Source organism: Sphingomonas sp. 3-13AW (genome assembly GCF_049311085.1).
Classification (GTDB): Bacteria; Pseudomonadota; Alphaproteobacteria; order Sphingomonadales; family Sphingomonadaceae; genus Sphingomonas.
The window spans coordinates 60269-76586 of the sequence record NZ_JASNVZ010000009.1; the positions used below are offsets into that span (position 1 = coordinate 60269).

18 protein-coding genes and 1 tRNA gene are annotated in these 16318 nt (G+C 68.1%); 8 read left to right on the forward strand and 11 right to left on the reverse strand.

Annotation, left to right across the window (positions count from 1 at the left end; genetic code table 11):
* The first annotated feature begins 33 nt into the window (after positions 1-33).
* Together QP045_RS11400 and QP045_RS11405 are read left to right on the forward strand one after the other, a co-directional pair.
* Entirely contained in the window at positions 34-957 is a 924-nt protein-coding gene (locus QP045_RS11400) for an XdhC family protein (RefSeq protein WP_422515104.1), read from the forward strand.
* Entirely contained in the window at positions 944-1570 is a 627-nt protein-coding gene (locus QP045_RS11405; RefSeq protein WP_422515105.1) for a nucleotidyltransferase family protein, read from the forward strand. Before QP045_RS11400 ends, QP045_RS11405 begins: the two co-directional genes overlap by 14 nt.
* On the opposite strand, the gene QP045_RS11410 is transcribed toward QP045_RS11405, so the two are convergent.
* The 5 genes from QP045_RS11410 to QP045_RS11430 all read right to left on the reverse strand — a co-directional run bounded on the left by QP045_RS11410 (position 1539) and on the right by QP045_RS11430 (position 8140).
* Complete coding sequence (locus tag QP045_RS11410) at positions 1539-2747, reverse strand: ABC transporter permease (protein ID WP_422515106.1); 1209 nt, start codon at positions 2745-2747, stop codon at positions 1539-1541. The genes QP045_RS11405 and QP045_RS11410 overlap by 32 nt on opposite strands.
* A complete protein-coding gene (locus QP045_RS11415; protein ID WP_422515107.1) occupies positions 2747-3472 on the reverse strand; it encodes an ABC transporter ATP-binding protein in 726 nt (241 codons plus the stop codon). The genes QP045_RS11410 and QP045_RS11415 overlap by 1 nt, the downstream gene beginning before the upstream one ends.
* A complete protein-coding gene (locus QP045_RS11420) occupies positions 3462-4841 on the reverse strand; it encodes an efflux RND transporter periplasmic adaptor subunit (protein ID WP_422515108.1) in 1380 nt (459 codons plus the stop codon). Before QP045_RS11420 ends, QP045_RS11415 begins: the two co-directional genes overlap by 11 nt.
* Complete coding sequence (locus QP045_RS11425) at positions 4841-6361, reverse strand: efflux transporter outer membrane subunit (RefSeq protein WP_422515109.1); 1521 nt, start codon at positions 6359-6361, stop codon at positions 4841-4843. The genes QP045_RS11420 and QP045_RS11425 overlap by 1 nt, the downstream gene beginning before the upstream one ends.
* A 132-nt stretch (positions 6362-6493) precedes the next feature.
* A complete protein-coding gene (locus QP045_RS11430) occupies positions 6494-8140 on the reverse strand; it encodes a peptide MFS transporter (RefSeq protein WP_422515110.1) in 1647 nt (548 codons plus the stop codon).
* A gap of 111 nt (positions 8141-8251) precedes the next feature.
* Between QP045_RS11430 and QP045_RS11435 the strand changes: the two genes are divergently transcribed.
* The 4 genes from QP045_RS11435 (at position 8252) to QP045_RS11450 (ending at position 10514) form a co-directional block, all read left to right on the forward strand.
* Entirely contained in the window at positions 8252-8833 is a 582-nt protein-coding gene (locus QP045_RS11435) for a nitroreductase family protein (protein ID WP_422515111.1), read from the forward strand.
* Positions 8834-8871: 38 nt separating this feature from the next.
* Positions 8872-9222, forward strand: a complete 351-nt coding sequence (locus tag QP045_RS11440; protein WP_422515112.1) for a GntR family transcriptional regulator — start codon at positions 8872-8874, stop codon at positions 9220-9222.
* A gap of 61 nt (positions 9223-9283) precedes the next feature.
* Complete coding sequence (locus QP045_RS11445) at positions 9284-9508, forward strand: hypothetical protein (protein WP_422515113.1); 225 nt, start codon at positions 9284-9286, stop codon at positions 9506-9508.
* Positions 9509-9563: 55 nt separating this feature from the next.
* Entirely contained in the window at positions 9564-10514 is a 951-nt protein-coding gene (locus QP045_RS11450) for an L-threonylcarbamoyladenylate synthase (RefSeq protein ID WP_422515114.1), read from the forward strand.
* A 29-nt stretch (positions 10515-10543) separates the two neighbouring features.
* Here the strand turns inward: QP045_RS11450 and msrA are convergent, their stop codons facing one another.
* Entirely contained in the window at positions 10544-11092 is a 549-nt protein-coding gene (msrA, locus tag QP045_RS11455) for a peptide-methionine (S)-S-oxide reductase MsrA (RefSeq protein WP_422515115.1), read from the reverse strand.
* 168 nt (positions 11093-11260) lie between these two features.
* On the opposite strand from msrA, the gene galE reads away from it, so the two are divergent.
* Positions 11261-12262 (forward strand): UDP-glucose 4-epimerase GalE, encoded by a 1002-nt coding sequence (gene galE, locus QP045_RS11460; protein WP_422515116.1) that lies wholly within the window; start codon positions 11261-11263, stop codon positions 12260-12262.
* Here galE and QP045_RS11465 read toward each other — a convergent pair.
* From QP045_RS11465 to folK, 3 genes are all read right to left on the reverse strand, one after another.
* A complete protein-coding gene (locus QP045_RS11465) occupies positions 12239-12973 on the reverse strand; it encodes a phosphatase PAP2 family protein (RefSeq protein ID WP_422515117.1) in 735 nt (244 codons plus the stop codon). The genes galE and QP045_RS11465 overlap by 24 nt on opposite strands.
* Positions 12974-13055: 82 nt before the next feature.
* Positions 13056-13131 (reverse strand) — tRNA-Lys (locus QP045_RS11470).
* A 62-nt stretch (positions 13132-13193) separates the two neighbouring features.
* The gene (folK, locus tag QP045_RS11475; RefSeq protein ID WP_422515118.1) at positions 13194-13688 is read right to left on the reverse strand and encodes a 2-amino-4-hydroxy-6-hydroxymethyldihydropteridine diphosphokinase; all 495 of its coding nucleotides are present in this window, start codon (positions 13686-13688) and stop codon (positions 13194-13196) included.
* A 23-nt stretch (positions 13689-13711) separates the two neighbouring features.
* Between folK and QP045_RS11480 the strand changes: the two genes are divergently transcribed.
* Positions 13712-14374 carry a uracil-DNA glycosylase gene (locus QP045_RS11480; protein WP_422515119.1) on the forward strand — a complete coding sequence of 221 codons (663 nt, stop codon included), beginning with the start codon at positions 13712-13714 and terminating at the stop codon, positions 14372-14374.
* Positions 14375-14384: 10 nt separating this feature from the next.
* Here the strand turns inward: QP045_RS11480 and aguB are convergent, their stop codons facing one another.
* Both aguB and QP045_RS11490 read right to left on the reverse strand, forming a co-directional pair.
* Positions 14385-15233 (reverse strand): N-carbamoylputrescine amidase, encoded by an 849-nt coding sequence (gene aguB, locus QP045_RS11485; protein ID WP_422515120.1) that lies wholly within the window; start codon positions 15231-15233, stop codon positions 14385-14387.
* 79 nt (positions 15234-15312) lie between these two features.
* A complete protein-coding gene (locus QP045_RS11490) occupies positions 15313-16287 on the reverse strand; it encodes an agmatine deiminase family protein (RefSeq protein ID WP_422515121.1) in 975 nt (324 codons plus the stop codon).
* Positions 16288-16318 lie beyond the last annotated feature (31 nt).

Here is a 16318-nt window from a genome sequence, read left to right on the forward strand (position 1 = left end):
GCACCGGCGGCGTCGATCTGCGAGCCATTGCACATGGCCGATAACGACAGCGTCCTTTCCGCCGCGCGCGCCTGGCAGGGCGACTCGCTGGCGCTCGCGACCGTCATCTCCACCTGGGGTTCCGCGCCGCGCCCGCGCGGCAGCCATATGCTGGTGCATGGCGACGGCCGGTTCGAAGGATCGGTTTCCGGCGGGTGCGTGGAAAGCGACATCCTCGCCACGGCCGCGGAGGTGATCGCGGGCGCCCCGTTCCAGCGCAAGCGCTATGGCGTCGCCGACGCTGCTGCCTGGGAAGTGGGGCTGCCCTGCGGTGGCGAGATCGAGGTGATGGTGCAGCCGGTCTCCGCGACCGGGTTCGACCCCGAGCTGTTCGATCGCATTGCCGAAGCGCGCGCCGAGGGCAGGTCGCTGACCGTGGAGACCAATCTTGAGACCGGGCACAGTACGCTCAGGGATGAGGGATCGGCCGAGGTATTTCGCAACCGCTATGATCCGCCGCGGCGACTGCTGATCGTGGGAGCGGTGCAGATCGCCCAGTCGCTCGCGGCACTTGCTACCACCCTGGGGATCGCGACGGTCGTGATCGATCCACGGGCGCGCTTCCTCACCGAAGAACGCTTTCCCGGCGTCACGCTCGATGACCGGTGGCCTGACGAGGCGGTCGCCGCGCTGCGCCCGGACCCTGCAACCGCCGTCGTCACGCTCAGCCATGACATCAAGATCGATGATCCGGCGTTGATCGCCGCGCTCGCCAGTCCCGCGCCCTATGTGGGAGCGCTGGGATCGAAGCGGAGCCATGCCGCCCGGCTGGAGCGGCTGGCGGCGGCGGGCGTCCCCCCTGATGCTTTGGCCCGCATCGATGGTCCGGTGGGGTTGTCGATCGGTGCGATCGGCCCCGGAGAGATTGCCCTGTCGATCGCAGCGGCAATGGTGCAGGCGTTCCATGATCCGCGCTGAGGACACCGGCCTCGTGCTGCTCGCAGCGGGCCGTTCCCGCAGGTTCGGCGGCGTGGACAAGCTTGCCGAGCGCTTTCTGGACAAGCCGCTCGCCTTCCATGTGGTGACGGCGTTGGAGGCAGTGCCGTTTCACTGCAGGATCGCGGTCGTTTGCGACACGAGCCTGGACTTTGCCGCGCGGGGCTACACCGTAGTGGAAAATCCGGGTGCGGCAGACGGGCAGGGCGGTTCGCTGCGGCTGGGGGTGCAGGCAGCGATGGATGCGGGTGCGTCGGCGGTGCTGATCGCACTGGCGGACATGCCGCGGGTTACCGCCGCGCACATCTACCGCCTGCTGGACTATGCCGATGGCCCGGATGCGGTGATCGCGTCGAGCAACGGCGTTCATCCGACGCCCCCCGCGCTCTTCGGGTCGAACCACTTTCCCGAGCTGCTCCGCTGCTCCGGGGACGAGGGCGCCCGCGCGCTCGTGCGTGGCGGGCACCATGTCATCACGCGCGCAGACGAGCTGATCGACATCGATACGCCGGCGGACCTGGCGGCCCTGCGCGCCGCCTATGGCCTCAAGCCGGAGGTCGCGGCTATTCGTGCCGCAGCGCGTCGATCGGATTGAGCGACGCCGCGCGCCGCGCCGGGAAATAGCCGAACACCACGCCGATCAGCGCCGCGATGCCGAACGCGACCAGGTTGATCTGCGGCTCGAACAGATAGGGCACCTGCATCAGCGGGGCGAGTATCAGCACCGCCAGCTGCGCTACGACCAGCCCGACGAGCCCGCCCAGGCAGGAAAGCGCGATCGCCTCGACCAGGAACTGCATCAGCACCTCGCGCGCGACCGCGCCGATCGCCAGGCGGATGCCGATTTCGCGGGTGCGCTCGGTCACCGACACCAGCATGATGTTCATGATGCCGATGCCGCCCACCACCAGGCTGATCGCGGCGACGGCCGTGACGATGCCCGTCAACAACGTCGTCGTGCCGGTCAATGTGGCGGAGATCTGCGCGGTGTCGAAGATGTTGAAGTCGTCTTCCTTGCCGCCCCGGATGTTGCGCCGCTCGCGCAGCAGGTCGGTGATCGACGCCTGGACGTTGCTGGCGTCATAGGCCGAATCGACGCCCACCAGGATCAGCCGGACGTCGCGGTTCCCCGTGAAGCGGCGCTGCACCGTCTTGATCGGCATGATGACCACATCGTCCTGGTCGCCGCCGAAGCCCGCCTGGCCGCGGGTCGAGAGCGTACCCACCACGTCGCAGGAGACATTGCCGATGCGGAAGCGGTGACCCACCGCCTCGCCGCCGCGAAACAGGTTCTGGCGCACGGTATTGCCGATGATGCACACCGCCTTGCCCGCCTGTTCCTCCGCCGGAAGGAAGGTGCGTCCCGACGTCAGCGTCCAGGGCTGGACGCGAAAGAAGTCGTTGGTGGTGCCGTTGATCGTCGTCGACCAGTTGGCGCCATTGTAGATCGCGGTGGCGGTCGCCTGCGCCTGCGGCGCGACGGCGGTGACGCCCGCGACCTGCTTGCGGATCGCCTCGACATCGGCTTCGTCGAAGTCGGCGGGGCGGGGCCCGCCGCCACCGCGACCAAAGCCTTGGCCCGGCCGGATCTGCAGGATGTTGGTGCCAAGTGCCGCGATCTGCGACTGGACTGCCGCAGTCGTCGCCTTGCCCAGCGTCACCATGGTGACGACGGCCGCGACGCCGATGATGATGCCCAGCGTCGTCAGGAACGAGCGCAGCTTGTGGCGCAGGATGGACCGAACCGCGAGGAGGATGGTGGTACCGAGCATCAGGTGACCGTTTCGCCCTGGTGATGGTTGCGGTCGATGCGTTCGACCAGCCCATCCCTGAAGTGGACGACGGTATGCGCGAACGCCGCCATCTCGGGTTCGTGGGTGACCATCAGGACCGTGATCCCGCTGTTCGCGTTGAGGTCGGTCAGCAATTCCATGATTTCCACGGAGCGCTCGGAATCAAGGTTGCCGGTCGGCTCGTCGGCGAGCAGCACGTCGGGCTGCGTGACGATTGCGCGCGCGATCGCGACGCGCTGCTGCTGGCCGCCCGAGAGTTCGGCCGGGGTATGGTCCCACCACTCCTCAAGCCCGACCTTGGCGAGCGCGGCCATCGCGGCTTCGCGGCGCTGGGCCTTCGCGTCGCCGCGATAGAGCAGCGGCAGCTCGACATTCTCGAGCGCGCTGGTGCGGGCGAGCAGGTTGAACCCCTGAAAGACGAAGCCCAGGTAGCGCCGCCGCAGCAATGCGCGCTCGTCGCGGCCCAGCGTCTCGACATGGTGGCCGCGGAACAGGAAGGTCCCCGCCGTCGGCACGTCCAGGCAGCCCAGGATGTTCATGGTCGTGGACTTGCCCGACCCCGACGGGCCCATCACGGCGACAAAGTCGCCGGCCTCGATATCCAGGTTGATGCCCTTCAGCGCCTGGAACTGGGTCGCCCCCTCACCATAGACCTTGGTGACGTTGCGCAGGCGGATGATCGGTTCAGCCGTTTCACTTGCCACGCGCGCCTCCACCGCCACCGCGCGGCCCGCCCGCGATCGCCTTTTCGCCCGCCGCCAGCTGCCCGGTGATGACCTTCATTCCCGGCTTCAACGCACCGCCGACCACTTCGGTCACCTGGCCGTTGGTGTCGCCCGTCGTGATCTGCACGGGCTGCGGCTTTCCATCCTCGCCCAGGATATAGACGGTCTGCTGGCCGCCGCGGGCCTGGGTCGCGCTCTTCTTCGCACCGCCGCGCCCGCGACGGGGGCCCGGCAGCAGCGCGCCGGCAATGCCGCTGCGCCCGCCGCTGCTGGCGCCCGCAGTGTCATCGGACGGGGTGAAGCGCAGCGCCGCATTCGGCACCAGCAGCACCTGCGGCCGCTCGACGGTCACGATCTCCGCCGTGGCCGTCATGCCGGGACGCAGCCGCAGCTCCGGGTTCTCGACGCTGAGGATCGCGGCATAGGAGACGACCTGGCCGGTCGTGCTGGTCGTGGTCGTCGACGAGGTGGAGCTGGTCGTCAGGTTCGACCCCAGGTCGACCCGGATGATCCGGGCCGGGAAGGTCGCGCCGGGGAATGCGTCGACGGTAAAGTCGGCGCGCTGGCCTTCCTTCACCTGGCCCACGTCCGCTTCGTCGATCGCGACTTCCAGCTGCATCGACGACAGGTCCTGTGCGATCACGAACAGGGTCGGCGTGTTGAACGAGGAGGCGACCGTCTGGCCCGGTTCGATCTGGCGGGCCAGCACCACGCCGTCCACGGGCGAGCGGATAATGGCCCGGGCACGCTGGGTCTGGTCCGAGCTCAGCTGCGCGCGGGCCGAGTTGACGTTTGCTTCGGCCGCACGGACAGACGCAGTCGCGCGGGCTGCGGCGGCGCGTGCCGTCTCCAGTTCGGTCTTGGCGGGCACGCGACCGCCCGAGAGACGGCTGACTTCCTCCAGCCGCGCCAGCTGAGCCCGTGCTTCCTGCTGGGTGGCCTTGGCCGTCGCCACGTCGGCGAGACGCGCGTTCACCGCCGCCTGGCTCTGCTTGATCGCGTCGTCGAGCCGCTGGGGATCGATCAGCGCGAGCGCCTGTCCGGCGGTGACGCGGTCGTTCACGTCTACCACCACCTTGGTGATCAGGCCCGACAGTTCCGAGCCGACCTCGATCTGGTTGGTCGGCGCGAGCTTGCCGGTTGCCGACACCGTGACCGTCAGCGCCCCCCGCTCGACCGGTTCGGTCGAATAGGACACGCCCTCGGGCCCGCGGAAGCAGCGCGAGAGCGCAAAGATCAGCAGCAGCAGGACGACTGCGACGACGACCCACTTGAGCCGCTGACGCCAGCGGGGCACCGGCTTGGCGCCCAGAAAGTCGTTGAGTTCGGTGGGGGTCGGTTCGGCCATCAGCGTTCCTGCGGGTTCTGGTCGATCGGGGCGACGGCGGGGAAGCTGCCGGTGATGCGGGGGGCGTCACGCGTGTCGCCGCTGGGAATGGCACCGGCATCCCAGGCGCCGCCAAGCGCCGTGAAAAGCTGCACCAGCGCGCTCGCCTGATCGGCCTGTGCCTGGACCAGGCCGTTGTTGGCGGAAAGCAGCGACGCTTCGGTCTGGTTGAGCGTCGTGATGTCGGTCAGGCCGGCGCGATACTGGCTGCGCGACAGAATCGCGCTGTTGCGGGAGGCATCTAGCGCTACCGCGAACTCCTGCGCGCGGCGTTGCGCTGCGCCGAGCGCGACAATCGCGTTCTCGACATCCTCCAGCGCGGCCAGGATGGTCCCGCGATAGCTGATGAGCGCACCCTCGGCCGCGGCCTCCTGCGACCGGACCTGCGAGCGCAGTCGGCCGCCATCAAAGATCGTCTGGGCGATGCCGGCGAACAGGCGGCCGGTGATCACATCCGCCAGGTCGCGAAACGCGGTGGCATTGCTGTTGATGCTGCCGCTGATCGAGAGCGAGGGATAGAGCTGCGCGCGCGCCACGCCGATCTGGGCGGTAGCAGCCGCTAGGCTGCGCTCCGCTGCCAGCACGTCCGGGCGTTGCCGCAGCGTATCGGCGGGGATGCCGACGCCGATGGGAGCGTTGGCGGCCGGGATCGGGCGCGTGGCGGCCATCACGTCCTTCAGCGCGCCTGGCGCGCGGCCGGTCAGCACTGCGAGCCGCGACACCGCCGAATTATAATTGGCCTCAATGTTCGGGATGGTGGCGGCGGTCTGGGCTCGCTGCGCGCGTGCCGACTCTTCGTCGAGCGAAGACACCAGCCCCGCCTGCACGCGGAAGCCCGCGATCTCGCGATTGTCTTCCTGCAGCGCCAGCGAGCTGCGGGCGTTGGCGAGCTGCGCCTGTGCAAGCCGCGCCAGGACATAGTTGCGGGCGATCTCCGCCTGCTGGGCGATCAGCACCGTCGCATAGTCGAAGCCGGCGGCTTCCTCGTTCGCGCGGCTCGCCTCGATGGAGCGGCGGACGCCGCCGAACACATCGGCCTGATAGCTCGCATCGGCACCTAGCGAGAAGTTGTCGCCCGTGCCCCGGCTGATGTTGGTGACGGTTCCGTCCGGCAGCGTCACGGGGGCGTTCCCGCCGCGCAAATTGGCGTTGCGCGAATAGCCGCCCGACGCCGAGATGCTGGGGAACAGGCTGGAGCGGGTCTGGACCAGCGATTCCCGCGCCTGGCGCAGGCGGATCACGGCCTGCGCGACATCCAGGTTGGTAGTCGCGGTCTCTGCCACCAGCTGCGACAGCAGCGGGTCGTCGAACCGCTCCCACCAGCGCGTGAGGTCTTCGCGCCGGCCCTGGTCCGAGGCCACGGAGTAGCGGTCGGGCACCCCAAGGTCGGTCGAAGAGGCGGGGCGATAGTCCGGCCCCGCCGCGCACGCGGACAGAACGACAGGGGCGGCGAGCAGTACGGAGAGACGCCGGATCGACATGGCGCCGACAAGAGCCGGGGAAGGCGGCTCCGTCCACTATTTTCTTGTCGCGATTTGTAACGAGCTCGCAATGGTCGCTCGCAACGGCCCCGCTAAAGGGACGGGGGCGCCTGTTGTGGCGCCCCGGTTGGATCAGCGCGTTTCGCTGGAGGTGTTGAACCCGGCGGCCTTGGGCTCGCCGATTTCCTTCTCGCCGGCGAGCGCATGGTCGACGTCGTCGCCCAGCGTGTCGAGGTGCATCAGCCGCTTCACGAATGGCGCCACCAGCAGTACCAAAACGCCGATGCCGATCGTCCACCAGCCGATCGTGTTGTAGACGGCCAGCGTCCCTTCCTTGGTCATGACGCCGCCTTCGCCGCCGGTGGCTTCACCGATCTTGCCGGCGACGAACTGGCCGACCGCGGTCATGTAGAACCAGGCGCCCATGATGAGGCTCGCCAGCGTCTTGGGCGCCAGCCGGTTCATGGCCGACAGGCCGACCGGGGAAAGGCAGAGCTCACCCGAGGTCTGGAACAGGTAGACCAGGAACACGAACAGCACCGGCGTCGCGACGCCCGGGCCGACCGAGTTGGCGCCCCAGACGAACACCAGGAAGGCGAAGCCGACCTGCAGCAGCGCCAGGCCGAACTTGGCCGGGGTCGAGGGCTCGAGCCCGCGCTTACCGAGCCACACCCACATCCACGCAAAGATCGGGCCCAGCAGCACGATGTAGATCGGATTGATCGACTGGAAGATCGATGCCGGCACGCCGCCGCGGTCGACGTAGCGGTCGGTGTAGAGGTTGAGCGAACCGCCCGCCTGCTCGAACAGGCCCCAGAAGACGGGGTTGAGGGCGATCAGGAACAGGATCACCCACAGGCGGTGCCGGGCTTCCCGATCGACCTTGAACGACTGGTAGAGCACATAGCCGAGCAGGGCGAAGCCGCTGACGGCCAGCAGGACTTCGATCACGCCGCGATACTGGATCAGCGCCCAGGCGACTGCGATCGATGCCAGGCCGAGTCCGTAGAGCACATGCTCGAAGCGGATGCCGGCGAACTTGCGGGCGAGCGCGGCCGGGTTCGGAGATTCGCCATGACCCATCAGCAGCGGCTTGAAACCGACGAAGACGATGAGGCCCAGCAGCATGCCGACGCCCGCGGCGCCGAAGCCATAGCTCCAGCCATAGGTCTCCCCCAACCAGCCGGCCAGGATCGTGCCCAGCGTCGCGCCGGTGTTAATGCCGATGTAGAAGATCGTATAGGCGCCGTCGCGACGCACGTCGGTGCGCGGATAAAGCTGGCCGACGATCACCGAGATGTTCGCCTTCAGGAAGCCGGTGCCGACGATGATGAAGGCGAGCGCCAGCCAGAAGATGTTGATGGCGCCATCGCTGTTGCCGCTGCCGTCGCCTTCGAAGCCCATCATCCCGTGGCCGATCGTCAGCAGGATCGCACCGAACAGCACCGCCTTGCGCTGGCCCAGGTAGCGATCCGCCAGATAGCCGCCGAGCACCGGGGTGACGTACACCAGGCTGTTGTAGGCGCCATAGATCAGGTTGGCTTCGCCATCGCTGAACAGCCAGTGCTTGGTGAGGTAGAACACCAGCAGCGCGCGCATGCCGTAGTAGGAGAAACGCTCCCACATCTCGGCGAAGAACAGGACGTACAGGCCCTTGGGATGACCTGCGAATTCGGGCTTGCTGCTCATCGCGATGGACGCGCCACCGATGAGCAGAACCAACAGAAAGGCAACGGCGATTGCCGGAATGACAGCCACAAAAATCCCCTTTGAAGCCATGGCGGCGCTCCGGGGAACCGGGCGCCAGGCGTGCATGGCGCGCGAGACTAGCGCAGAATCGCGGCGTGCCAAGCAGTTGTTGCCTCTACCAAGCGCCGCTAGGGCTTGAACATGACCTTCAACGATCGCTCGACGCCGCTCTCGCTGCTCGCCACCCGCCGCTCGGGAAAGCCGCGCGAGATGGTGGCACCCGGGCCGACCCCGGAACAGATCGACGCCATGCTGGCCCTTGCCGCGCGCACGCCGGACCATGGCAAGCTTGCGCCGTGGCGGTTCGTCGTGGTGCCCGCAGAAGCGCGCAACGCCTTCAACGCGATGCTGGTCGACGCCTATCGCGCCGAAAAGCCGGATGCCGGCCGGCTGGAGCTGGAGGCGATGGCAGGCTTTGGCGCTCCTGCGCCCGCGCTCGTCGTGGTGCTGTCTTCGCCGCGGACCGACAGTCATATCCCCTTGTGGGAGCAGCAGATGTCGGCAGGGGCGGCGACCATGAACCTGTTGCATGCGGCGCATGCGATGGGCTTCGTGGCCAGCTGGATCACGGGGTGGCCGAGCACTTCGCCAACCGTCCGCGACGCCCTGGGCGCGGAGCCCGAGCGGATCGTCGGCTTCGTGTTCATCGGCTCGCCCGGCAAGCCGCTGGAGGAGCGGCCGCGGCCGAATGTCGAAGCGCTGGTCACCCGCTGGCACGGCTGAGGGGTGGACGCAGCGCTCATCTGGTGTATTAAGTCAGCATGGCAGTGATCGAGAGCGACGACAGCCCCGTCTACCTGAAATTGCGTGCGATCGTGGCCGCGGCGATCCTTCGCGGTGAGTATCGCGCAGGCGATCAACTCCCCTCGGTTCGTGCCTTTGCCGCCGAACAGGGCGCCAATCCGCTCACCGTCGCCAAGGCCTATCAGACGTTCCAGGACGACGGCTATGTCGAGGTCCGCCGTGGTGTCGGCATGTTCGTCCTGCCGGGCGCTGCGGAGCGGCTGCGGCTCGCCGAGCGGGAGCGTTTCCTGTCGGGGACCTGGCCGCGCGTTCGGGAGCAGATCACGCTCCTCGGCCTCGACCTTCACGATCTGGTCGAACACGCGTAACGCCTGATCGGGAACTTGGCTCGTCTCACCGACGTTCTCCCCTGTTAACAAGGGGAATACCATGCGGCAGAGTAGCAGTATCGCAGCCGCGCGATCCGAGCATCGCGCCATGTACCGGTTGTCGGAGATCAACCACTGCCCGGGATGTGGCCAAAGCCAGTGGTTCGTCGGCCGCATGTCGGCTGAGTGCGCCTTCTGCCACACCGCGCTTCCCATCAGCGGCATTCACGCCATCGGCAATGTGGTGACGCGTACGTCGCCCCGTCCACCACTGCTCGCTGCCTGATCCCTCGTCGCGATCGGGCCTTGTAGGCGGGTGCGCCGCGCGATAGCGCCGCAGTGTGTCCCCGCCCGTCGCCCCGTCCGCACCCCGCTGCCTGCCCTATGGGCCTGAAGCGATTGCGGAGGCTGCGCGCGCCATCGCAACTGGCCAGTGCGTGGCGATCCCGACCGAGACGGTCTACGGCCTTGCCGCCGATGCGACGGACCCGGTCGCGGTAGCAGCCATCTATGCCGCCAAGGGGCGACCGAGTTTCAACCCACTGATCGTCCATCTTCCCGATCTCGCCGCGGCTGAGGCTCTGGCGACGTTCGATGATGCGGCGCGCCGGCTTGCGAAAGCGTTCTGGCCCGGCCCGATGACGCTCGTGCTTCCGCTGCGGGAAGGCTCGGGTGTCGCCTCACTGGTGACTGCCGGGCTTTCCACGGTGGCGCTGCGGGTGCCTGCGCATCGCGCGATGCAGGCGTTGCTGGCAGCTACCGGAAAACCGCTCGCGGCGCCCTCCGCCAATGCCAGCGGCGGCATCAGCCCGACTCGGGCCGCGCATGTCGTGGCGAGCCTGGCAGGCCGCATCCCGCTGGTGATCGACGACGGTCCGACCGAACGGGGCCTCGAATCGACGATCCTGGCATGCACCGACGGGACGGTGCGGCTGCTGCGCCCGGGCCCGATCTCCGCCGAGCAGGTGGCGGCTGTCACGGGCGTGATGCCCGGCCGGGGCGGGAGCGGGATCGAGGCGCCGGGACAACTCGCCAGCCACTACGCTCCGGGAAAGCCGGTGCGGCTTGAAGCGCTGGATGCAGCGCCCGATGAATGGCTGATCGGGTTCGGACCGGTGGTGGGCGACGACACGCTGTCGGCAAGTGGCGACTTGACCGAGGCGGCGGCCCGCCTGTTCGACTGCCTCCACCGCGCCGACGCGACCCGGAAGCCGCGAATCGCCGTCGCGCCGGTGCCGCGCAGCGGGCTGGGCGTGGCAATCAACGACCGGCTGACGCGCGCGGCGGCGTAGCGCGGCGCGGGGTAACCCGCGCCGTCGCGTCAGGCGGCGGCGGGTGCCGCTGCCTTGGACCGGGCGGCAAAGCTCTTGCGCAGCTTCTGCAGCTTGGGCGGAATCACGGCCATGCAGTACGGATTGCGCTGGCCTTCGCCTTCCCAATATTCCTGGTGATAACCCTCGGCCGGGTACCATTCGGTCAGCGGCTCGATGGTAGTGACGATCTTGTCGCCATTCTCGCCCGCACGCTCGATGCCGGCCCGCGCACGCGCCTCCTGGTCCGCATTGTGCGGGAAAATCGCTGAACGATACTGCGTGCCGATGTCGTTGCCCTGGCGGTTGAGCTGCGTCGGGTCATGAGTCGCAAAGAAGATGTCGAGCAGCGCGTCATAGCTGATCTGGTCGGGATCATAGGTGATGCGGATCGCCTCGGCATGGCCGGTGTCGCCGCCGCAAACCTGCTTGTACGTCGGGTTCGGCACCGTGCCGCCGATATAGCCGCTCTCGACCGATTCCACGCCGATCACGTCGCGAAACACCGCCTCGGTGCACCAGAAACAACCGCCCGCGAAGGTAGCGACTTCGGTAGCCATCAAACATCTCCTGAACAAAGCGAGGGCCGCGCGGGAAAGGGAACAGGATCGAAGGCGGTGCTTCCGACCGCATCCCACCGCGCGTTCGTCGCCTTAAGATAGGAAGGCGCTCGCCGGGCACAATCGCCGCTGCTACGCCTGAGAGGTCACGGCGAAGGGAAATTGTACATGCGCGACGGTTCGGTCCTGGTCACGGGTGGGGCGGGGTATATCGGCAGCCACGCGGTGCTGGCGTTGCTCGATGCCGGATGGCGTGTCGTGGTGGTCGACAATCTCGTGACCGGCTTCTCTTGGGCGGTAGACCCGCGCGCGACGCTGGTCGAGGCGGCGATCGAGGACGAGGCGGCCGTCCGCGCTGCCATGCGCGAGCACGGCGTGATCGCGGTGATGCACTTCGCCGGCTCTGTCGTGGTTCCCGAATCGGTTTCCGATCCGCTCAAATATTATCGCAACAACACCGCAGCCAGCCGTTCGCTGATCGAAAGCGCCGTCGCGAGTGGGGTGAAGCACTTCATCTTCTCTTCGACCGCGGCGACCTATGGCATCCCAGACCATGTGCCGATCCGCGAAGACGCCCCCAAGGCGCCGATCAATCCCTATGGCATGTCCAAGCTGATGACGGAGATCATGCTGAAGGACGTCGCCGCCGCGCATCCGATCAACTATTGCGCGCTGCGCTATTTCAACGTGGCGGGCGCCGACCCGCAGGGCCGCTCCGGCCAGTCTACTGCCGGCGCCACCCACCTCATCAAGGTCGCGGTCGAGGCGGCGACCGGCAAGCGCAGCCACGTCTCGGTGTTCGGCACCGACTTTGTGACCGAGGACGGTACCGGCGTGCGCGACTATATCCATGTGTCGGATCTGGCGGCGGCGCACGTCCATGCGCTCGACCTGCTGATCGCACGGCCGGTGGACAGCCACACGCTCAACTGCGGCTATGGCCGGGGCTATTCGGTCAACCAGGTTCTCGATGCGGTCGATCGCGTGACCAACCTGAAGATCGAGCGGCGGATGGAAGGGCGCCGCCCCGGCGACCCCGACGCACTGGTGGCGGACAATTCCGCGATCCTGGCGGCGCTGCCGTGGCGGCCGCAATATGACGACCTCGACCGGATCGTCACCGATGCACTCGCCTGGGAACGCGCCCTAGCCGAGCGCAGGCCCGCCTGACGCTGCGCGGTGCCGGGATCGGGCCATCAGCCCGATCTCCAGGCGCCAGCAGCCGAGCGCCCATAGCGCGCCGAAGATCCAGCCGGCGAGCACGTCGCTCGGCCAGTGCACGCCCAGATAAACGCGGCTGATCCCGATCAGGCCGACGATCGTCATCGTGGCCACGACCACGAACAGCCGCACATGCGCCTCCCGGATCATCGGGAACAACAGGGTCGCGATCGTCAGATAGACGATCGCGCTGTTGGCGCTGTGCCCGGACGGGAAGCTTGACGACGTCTCCCGCATCAGATGCTCGACCAGGTCGGGCCGCGCGCGCGCGAACAGCTGCTTGAGTAGCGACACCATGCTGGCGCCTCCGATCGTCGCGACAAGCGTCAGCGCGGCCGTCCGCCACATCCGCCGCATCAGCAGCAGCGCCGTTGCCAGCGTGACCACGAGCGTCAGCACGGTGCCGCTCCCAAGCGCGGTGATATCGCGCGCGATCGAGGGCAGCTTGGCGGGGCCGATCGGGATGTCCGGGTGGCCGGGCACCCGCATCGCCAGGATCAGGGTCCGGTCGAACGCCAGGGCGTTGCCGCGCGCGATCACGGAAGCCAGGAACAGGAGGGCAAGGAGCGCGATCGCCACGACTACGCCCGCGATCAGCACCCACGGCCGGCGGCCCGATGCCCGCGTTTCCTTGTCCATCGATACGAGAGTGGAATCCATGTCCGGCGTCTCGCAGCCTGAGGCGACAGAGGCAATGGCGGAGCGTCGCAGCCGCCGCGCGGCCCGTGCAACGTATCGGAAGTGGTGGGCTCGCCGGGATTCGAACCCGGGACCTACAGATTAAAAGTCCGTTGCTCTACCAACTGAGCTACGAGCCCGCACCGTTTCCAGCGTGTCGGGGATGAGCGGTTCGATCCGCGCACCACGCCTGCCGCGCGCCCTACGGAGCCGAAGCGATCCGGTCAACCGCCCGAGGCCGTCGAAGGCTGCACGCCAGCTGGCGGATCGTACTCCCGCTCACCGGATCGCGCCAGTCGGGGACCAGCCGGGCGAGCGGTTCCAGCACAAAGTCGCGCGTGCGGAATTCCTTATGGGGCACGATCAATCCGGGGCTCGCCCACGCGCCCTCCGACCAGAGCACCAGGTCCAGATCGATCACGCGCGTGCCCCAGCGGCGCCCTCGGCGTCGGCCGAAGCGGCGCTCGATTGCCTTGCAATGCGCGAGCATTTCCGGAGGCGACAGCGGGCTTTCGATCAACGCGACCGTGTTGGCGTAGCGGCGGAGCGAGGGGCCGAGCGGCGCACTGCGAACGACGGGCCCCACCGCCACGACGCCGCCCAGAGCCTTTAGCGCAGCCGCGACTTCCCGTTCCGGTCGGCCATGCCGCCCCGGGCGATTCGAGCCGATCGCGATCGCATAGCTTGCCCTGGCCATGCCAGCGCGCCTACCGCAGCGCCATGTCTGCTGCCAGCCCGCTTCGCGCCACCGAACCCTCCCACGATTGCCCCTTCTGCCCGCGCCTGGTCGCGTTTCGCGAGGCGTTGCGGCTGGAGTATCCCGACTGGTGGAACGCGCCGGTGCCGGCGTTCGGCGATCCCGATGCCTGGCTGGGCGTCATCGGTCTTGCGCCGGGCAAGCATGGCGCCAACCGCACCGGGCGGCCCTTCACCGGGGATTATGCCGGCGCGCTCCTCTACGACACGCTCGCCAAGTTCGGCTTGTCGGAAGGGGTGTTCGACGCGCGCCCCGACGACGGGCTCGAGCTCAAGGGCGTGATGCTCATCAATGCGGTGCGGTGCCTGCCCCCGGAGAACAAGCCGACGCCCGAGGAAATCCGCACCTGCCGGCCGTTTCTTGAGGCGCCGATTGCGGCGCTGCCGCGGGTGCGCGTTTTCGTGGCACTCGGCCAGATCGCGCACCAGTCGGCGGTGAAGGCGCTGGGCGGCAAGCTGCCCAAGGCGAAGTTCGGCCATCTCGCCGAACATCGCATGCCGGACGGCCGCATCCTCATCGATAGCTATCATTGCTCGCGTTACAACCAGAACACCGGCCGGTTGACCCAGCCGATGTTCGAGGCGGTGTTCGAGCGGGCGCTGCAGCTGCGCGACGGCGTCGCCTGACGCCGCCGCGTCAGATGTCCTGCGTCAGCCGGCCGTAGAGTTCCGGCCGGCGGTCGCGGAAGAAGCCAAAGGCCGCGCGGTGGCGTGCCACGCGGTCGAGGTCGAAGGCCGCGGTGATGACGCCCTCTTCCTCGCGGTCCAGCTCGGCCAGGATGTCGCCGCGCTCATCACAGATGAAGCTGGTGCCGTAGAAGGTCTGCCCGTGCTCGGTACCGACGCGGTTGGCGGCGATGACGGGGACGACGTTCGACACGGCGTGGCCGAGCATGGCGCGCCGCCACAGCCGCGCGGTGTCGAGGCTGGTGTCATGCGGCTCGCTGCCGATCGCGGTCGGATAGAAGAGCAGCTGCGCGCCCATCAGCATCATCGCGCGCGCGGTTTCAGGATACCATTGGTCCCAGCACACGCCGACGCCGAGCTTGGCGGCAGGTCCGTCCCAGACCTTAAATCCGGTGTTGCCGGGGCGGAAGTAGAATTTCTCTTCATAGCCCGGGCCATCCGGGATGTGGCTCTTGCGATAGACGCCCTGGACCTTCCCGTCGGGTCCGACCATCGCGAGCGAATTATAGTAATGCGGGCCGTCGGCCTCGAAGAAGCTGGTCGGGATATGGACCTTGAGCTCGGCGGCGAGCGCCTGCATCGCCAGGACGGCCTTGTGCTCGCCCAGGGGCTTGGCGTTCGCGAACAGCCCCTCATCCTCGACGCGGCAGAAATATTCGCCTTCGAACAATTCCGGGGGCAGGATTACCTGCGCACCCTTCGCGTGCGCCTCCCGCACCAGGCGGCTGACGTTGGCGATGTTGGCGTCGATGTCGTTGGAAAAGGCGAGCTGCAGCGCGGCGACGGTAATTTCGGTCATGCCGGCTATGTAGTCGAACCGCGCCGGGTTGCCAGTGCCGGATTTGGGCGCGGCAGCCACCTGCCGCGCCCCTCGATCCTCAGCGGCTCGGGATCTGCTGGCTGATGCAGTGGAAGCTGCCGCCTCCGGTCAGGATGTGGTCGGCGCGCAGCCCCACGACCTTGCGGTCCGGGAAGATCGCCGAGAGTGCCGCCACCGCGGCGTCGTCGCTCGGCTGGCCATAGACCGGCACCACCACCGCGGCGTTGCCGATGTAGAAGTTCATGTAGCTTGCCGGAATCACCTCGTCTTCCGACTCGACCCGGCCGGGGGAGGGGATGCGGACCAGCTCGACGCCGGCTGCCCGGGCGCGCTCGGCCGCATCGCGATACACGTCGGCATTGGGATCATCCTCGGCCGCTTCCGGGATCGCCAGCCGGTTCGGGCCGACGAAGCGCGCGAGATTGTCGACATGGCCGTCGGTGTGGTCGTTGAGCAGCCCGTCGCCCAGCCACAGGAAACGCGTGAAGCCGAGGTCCGCCCGCAGCAGCGCCTCCGCCTTGTCGCGGGTGAAGCCCTCGCCATTGCGGTTCGGGTTCAGCAGGCACTGCTCGGTGGTGACGACCAGGCCGGTACCGTCGCCGTCGATGGCGCCGCCCTCGATGATCCAGTCATGCGTTTCGGCGGCAATGCCGCGCTGGCGGGCGAGCCCGGCACCGACGCTGTTGTCGCCCGGCAGGTCGTACTTGCCGCCCCAGCCATTGAACGCGAAGTCATGGGCGCGGCCGTCGCCGTCCAGGATCGCGGCCGTGTCGCGCAGCCAGATGTCGCCGAAGGGCTCGACCACCACCTCGGCGGCGTCGCCCGCCATCGCGCGCGCGGCCTCGGCAGCATCCGCGTTCGCCGCGACCAGCAGCACGCGTTCACCGGCGCCATCGGCGTGGACGGCCCGGGCGAAGGCGACGACTTCCTCGCGGGCGGGTTCAAGGTCTTCGAGCCAGAGCTCGGGATGGCTGGGAAAGCCGATCCAGACGGCGTCGTGGCGGGCCCATTCGGCGGGGGGAGGCGTGATCATGGCCGCGTCCTTAGCGTCCGCCGCGCGCCCC

Excerpts from the sequence above, each read along its gene's own strand:
- galE (WP_422515116.1), top strand. The coding sequence starts at position 11,261 with ATGCGCGACGGTTCGGTCCTGGTCACGGGTGGGGCGGGGTATATCGGC.
- QP045_RS11405 (WP_422515105.1), top strand. The coding sequence starts at position 944 with ATGATCCGCGCTGAGGACACCGGCCTCGTGCTGCTCGCAGCGGGCCGT.
- msrA (WP_422515115.1), bottom strand. The coding sequence starts at position 11,092 with ATGGCTACCGAAGTCGCTACCTTCGCGGGCGGTTGTTTCTGGTGCACC.
- QP045_RS11430 (WP_422515110.1), bottom strand. The coding sequence starts at position 8,140 with ATGGCTTCAAAGGGGATTTTTGTGGCTGTCATTCCGGCAATCGCCGTT.
- QP045_RS11490 (WP_422515121.1), bottom strand. The coding sequence starts at position 16,287 with ATGATCACGCCTCCCCCCGCCGAATGGGCCCGCCACGACGCCGTCTGG.
- QP045_RS11410 (WP_422515106.1), bottom strand. The coding sequence starts at position 2,747 with ATGCTCGGTACCACCATCCTCCTCGCGGTTCGGTCCATCCTGCGCCAC.
- QP045_RS11465 (WP_422515117.1), bottom strand. The coding sequence starts at position 12,973 with ATGGATTCCACTCTCGTATCGATGGACAAGGAAACGCGGGCATCGGGC.
- QP045_RS11435 (WP_422515111.1), top strand. The coding sequence starts at position 8,252 with ATGACCTTCAACGATCGCTCGACGCCGCTCTCGCTGCTCGCCACCCGC.
- QP045_RS11425 (WP_422515109.1), bottom strand. The coding sequence starts at position 6,361 with ATGTCGATCCGGCGTCTCTCCGTACTGCTCGCCGCCCCTGTCGTTCTG.
- aguB (WP_422515120.1), bottom strand. The coding sequence starts at position 15,233 with ATGACCGAAATTACCGTCGCCGCGCTGCAGCTCGCCTTTTCCAACGAC.
- QP045_RS11440 (WP_422515112.1), top strand. The coding sequence starts at position 8,872 with ATGGCAGTGATCGAGAGCGACGACAGCCCCGTCTACCTGAAATTGCGT.
- QP045_RS11445 (WP_422515113.1), top strand. The coding sequence starts at position 9,284 with ATGCGGCAGAGTAGCAGTATCGCAGCCGCGCGATCCGAGCATCGCGCC.
- QP045_RS11480 (WP_422515119.1), top strand. The coding sequence starts at position 13,712 with ATGTCTGCTGCCAGCCCGCTTCGCGCCACCGAACCCTCCCACGATTGC.
- folK (WP_422515118.1), bottom strand. The coding sequence starts at position 13,688 with ATGGCCAGGGCAAGCTATGCGATCGCGATCGGCTCGAATCGCCCGGGG.
- QP045_RS11420 (WP_422515108.1), bottom strand. The coding sequence starts at position 4,841 with ATGGCCGAACCGACCCCCACCGAACTCAACGACTTTCTGGGCGCCAAG.
- QP045_RS11400 (WP_422515104.1), top strand. The coding sequence starts at position 34 with ATGGCCGATAACGACAGCGTCCTTTCCGCCGCGCGCGCCTGGCAGGGC.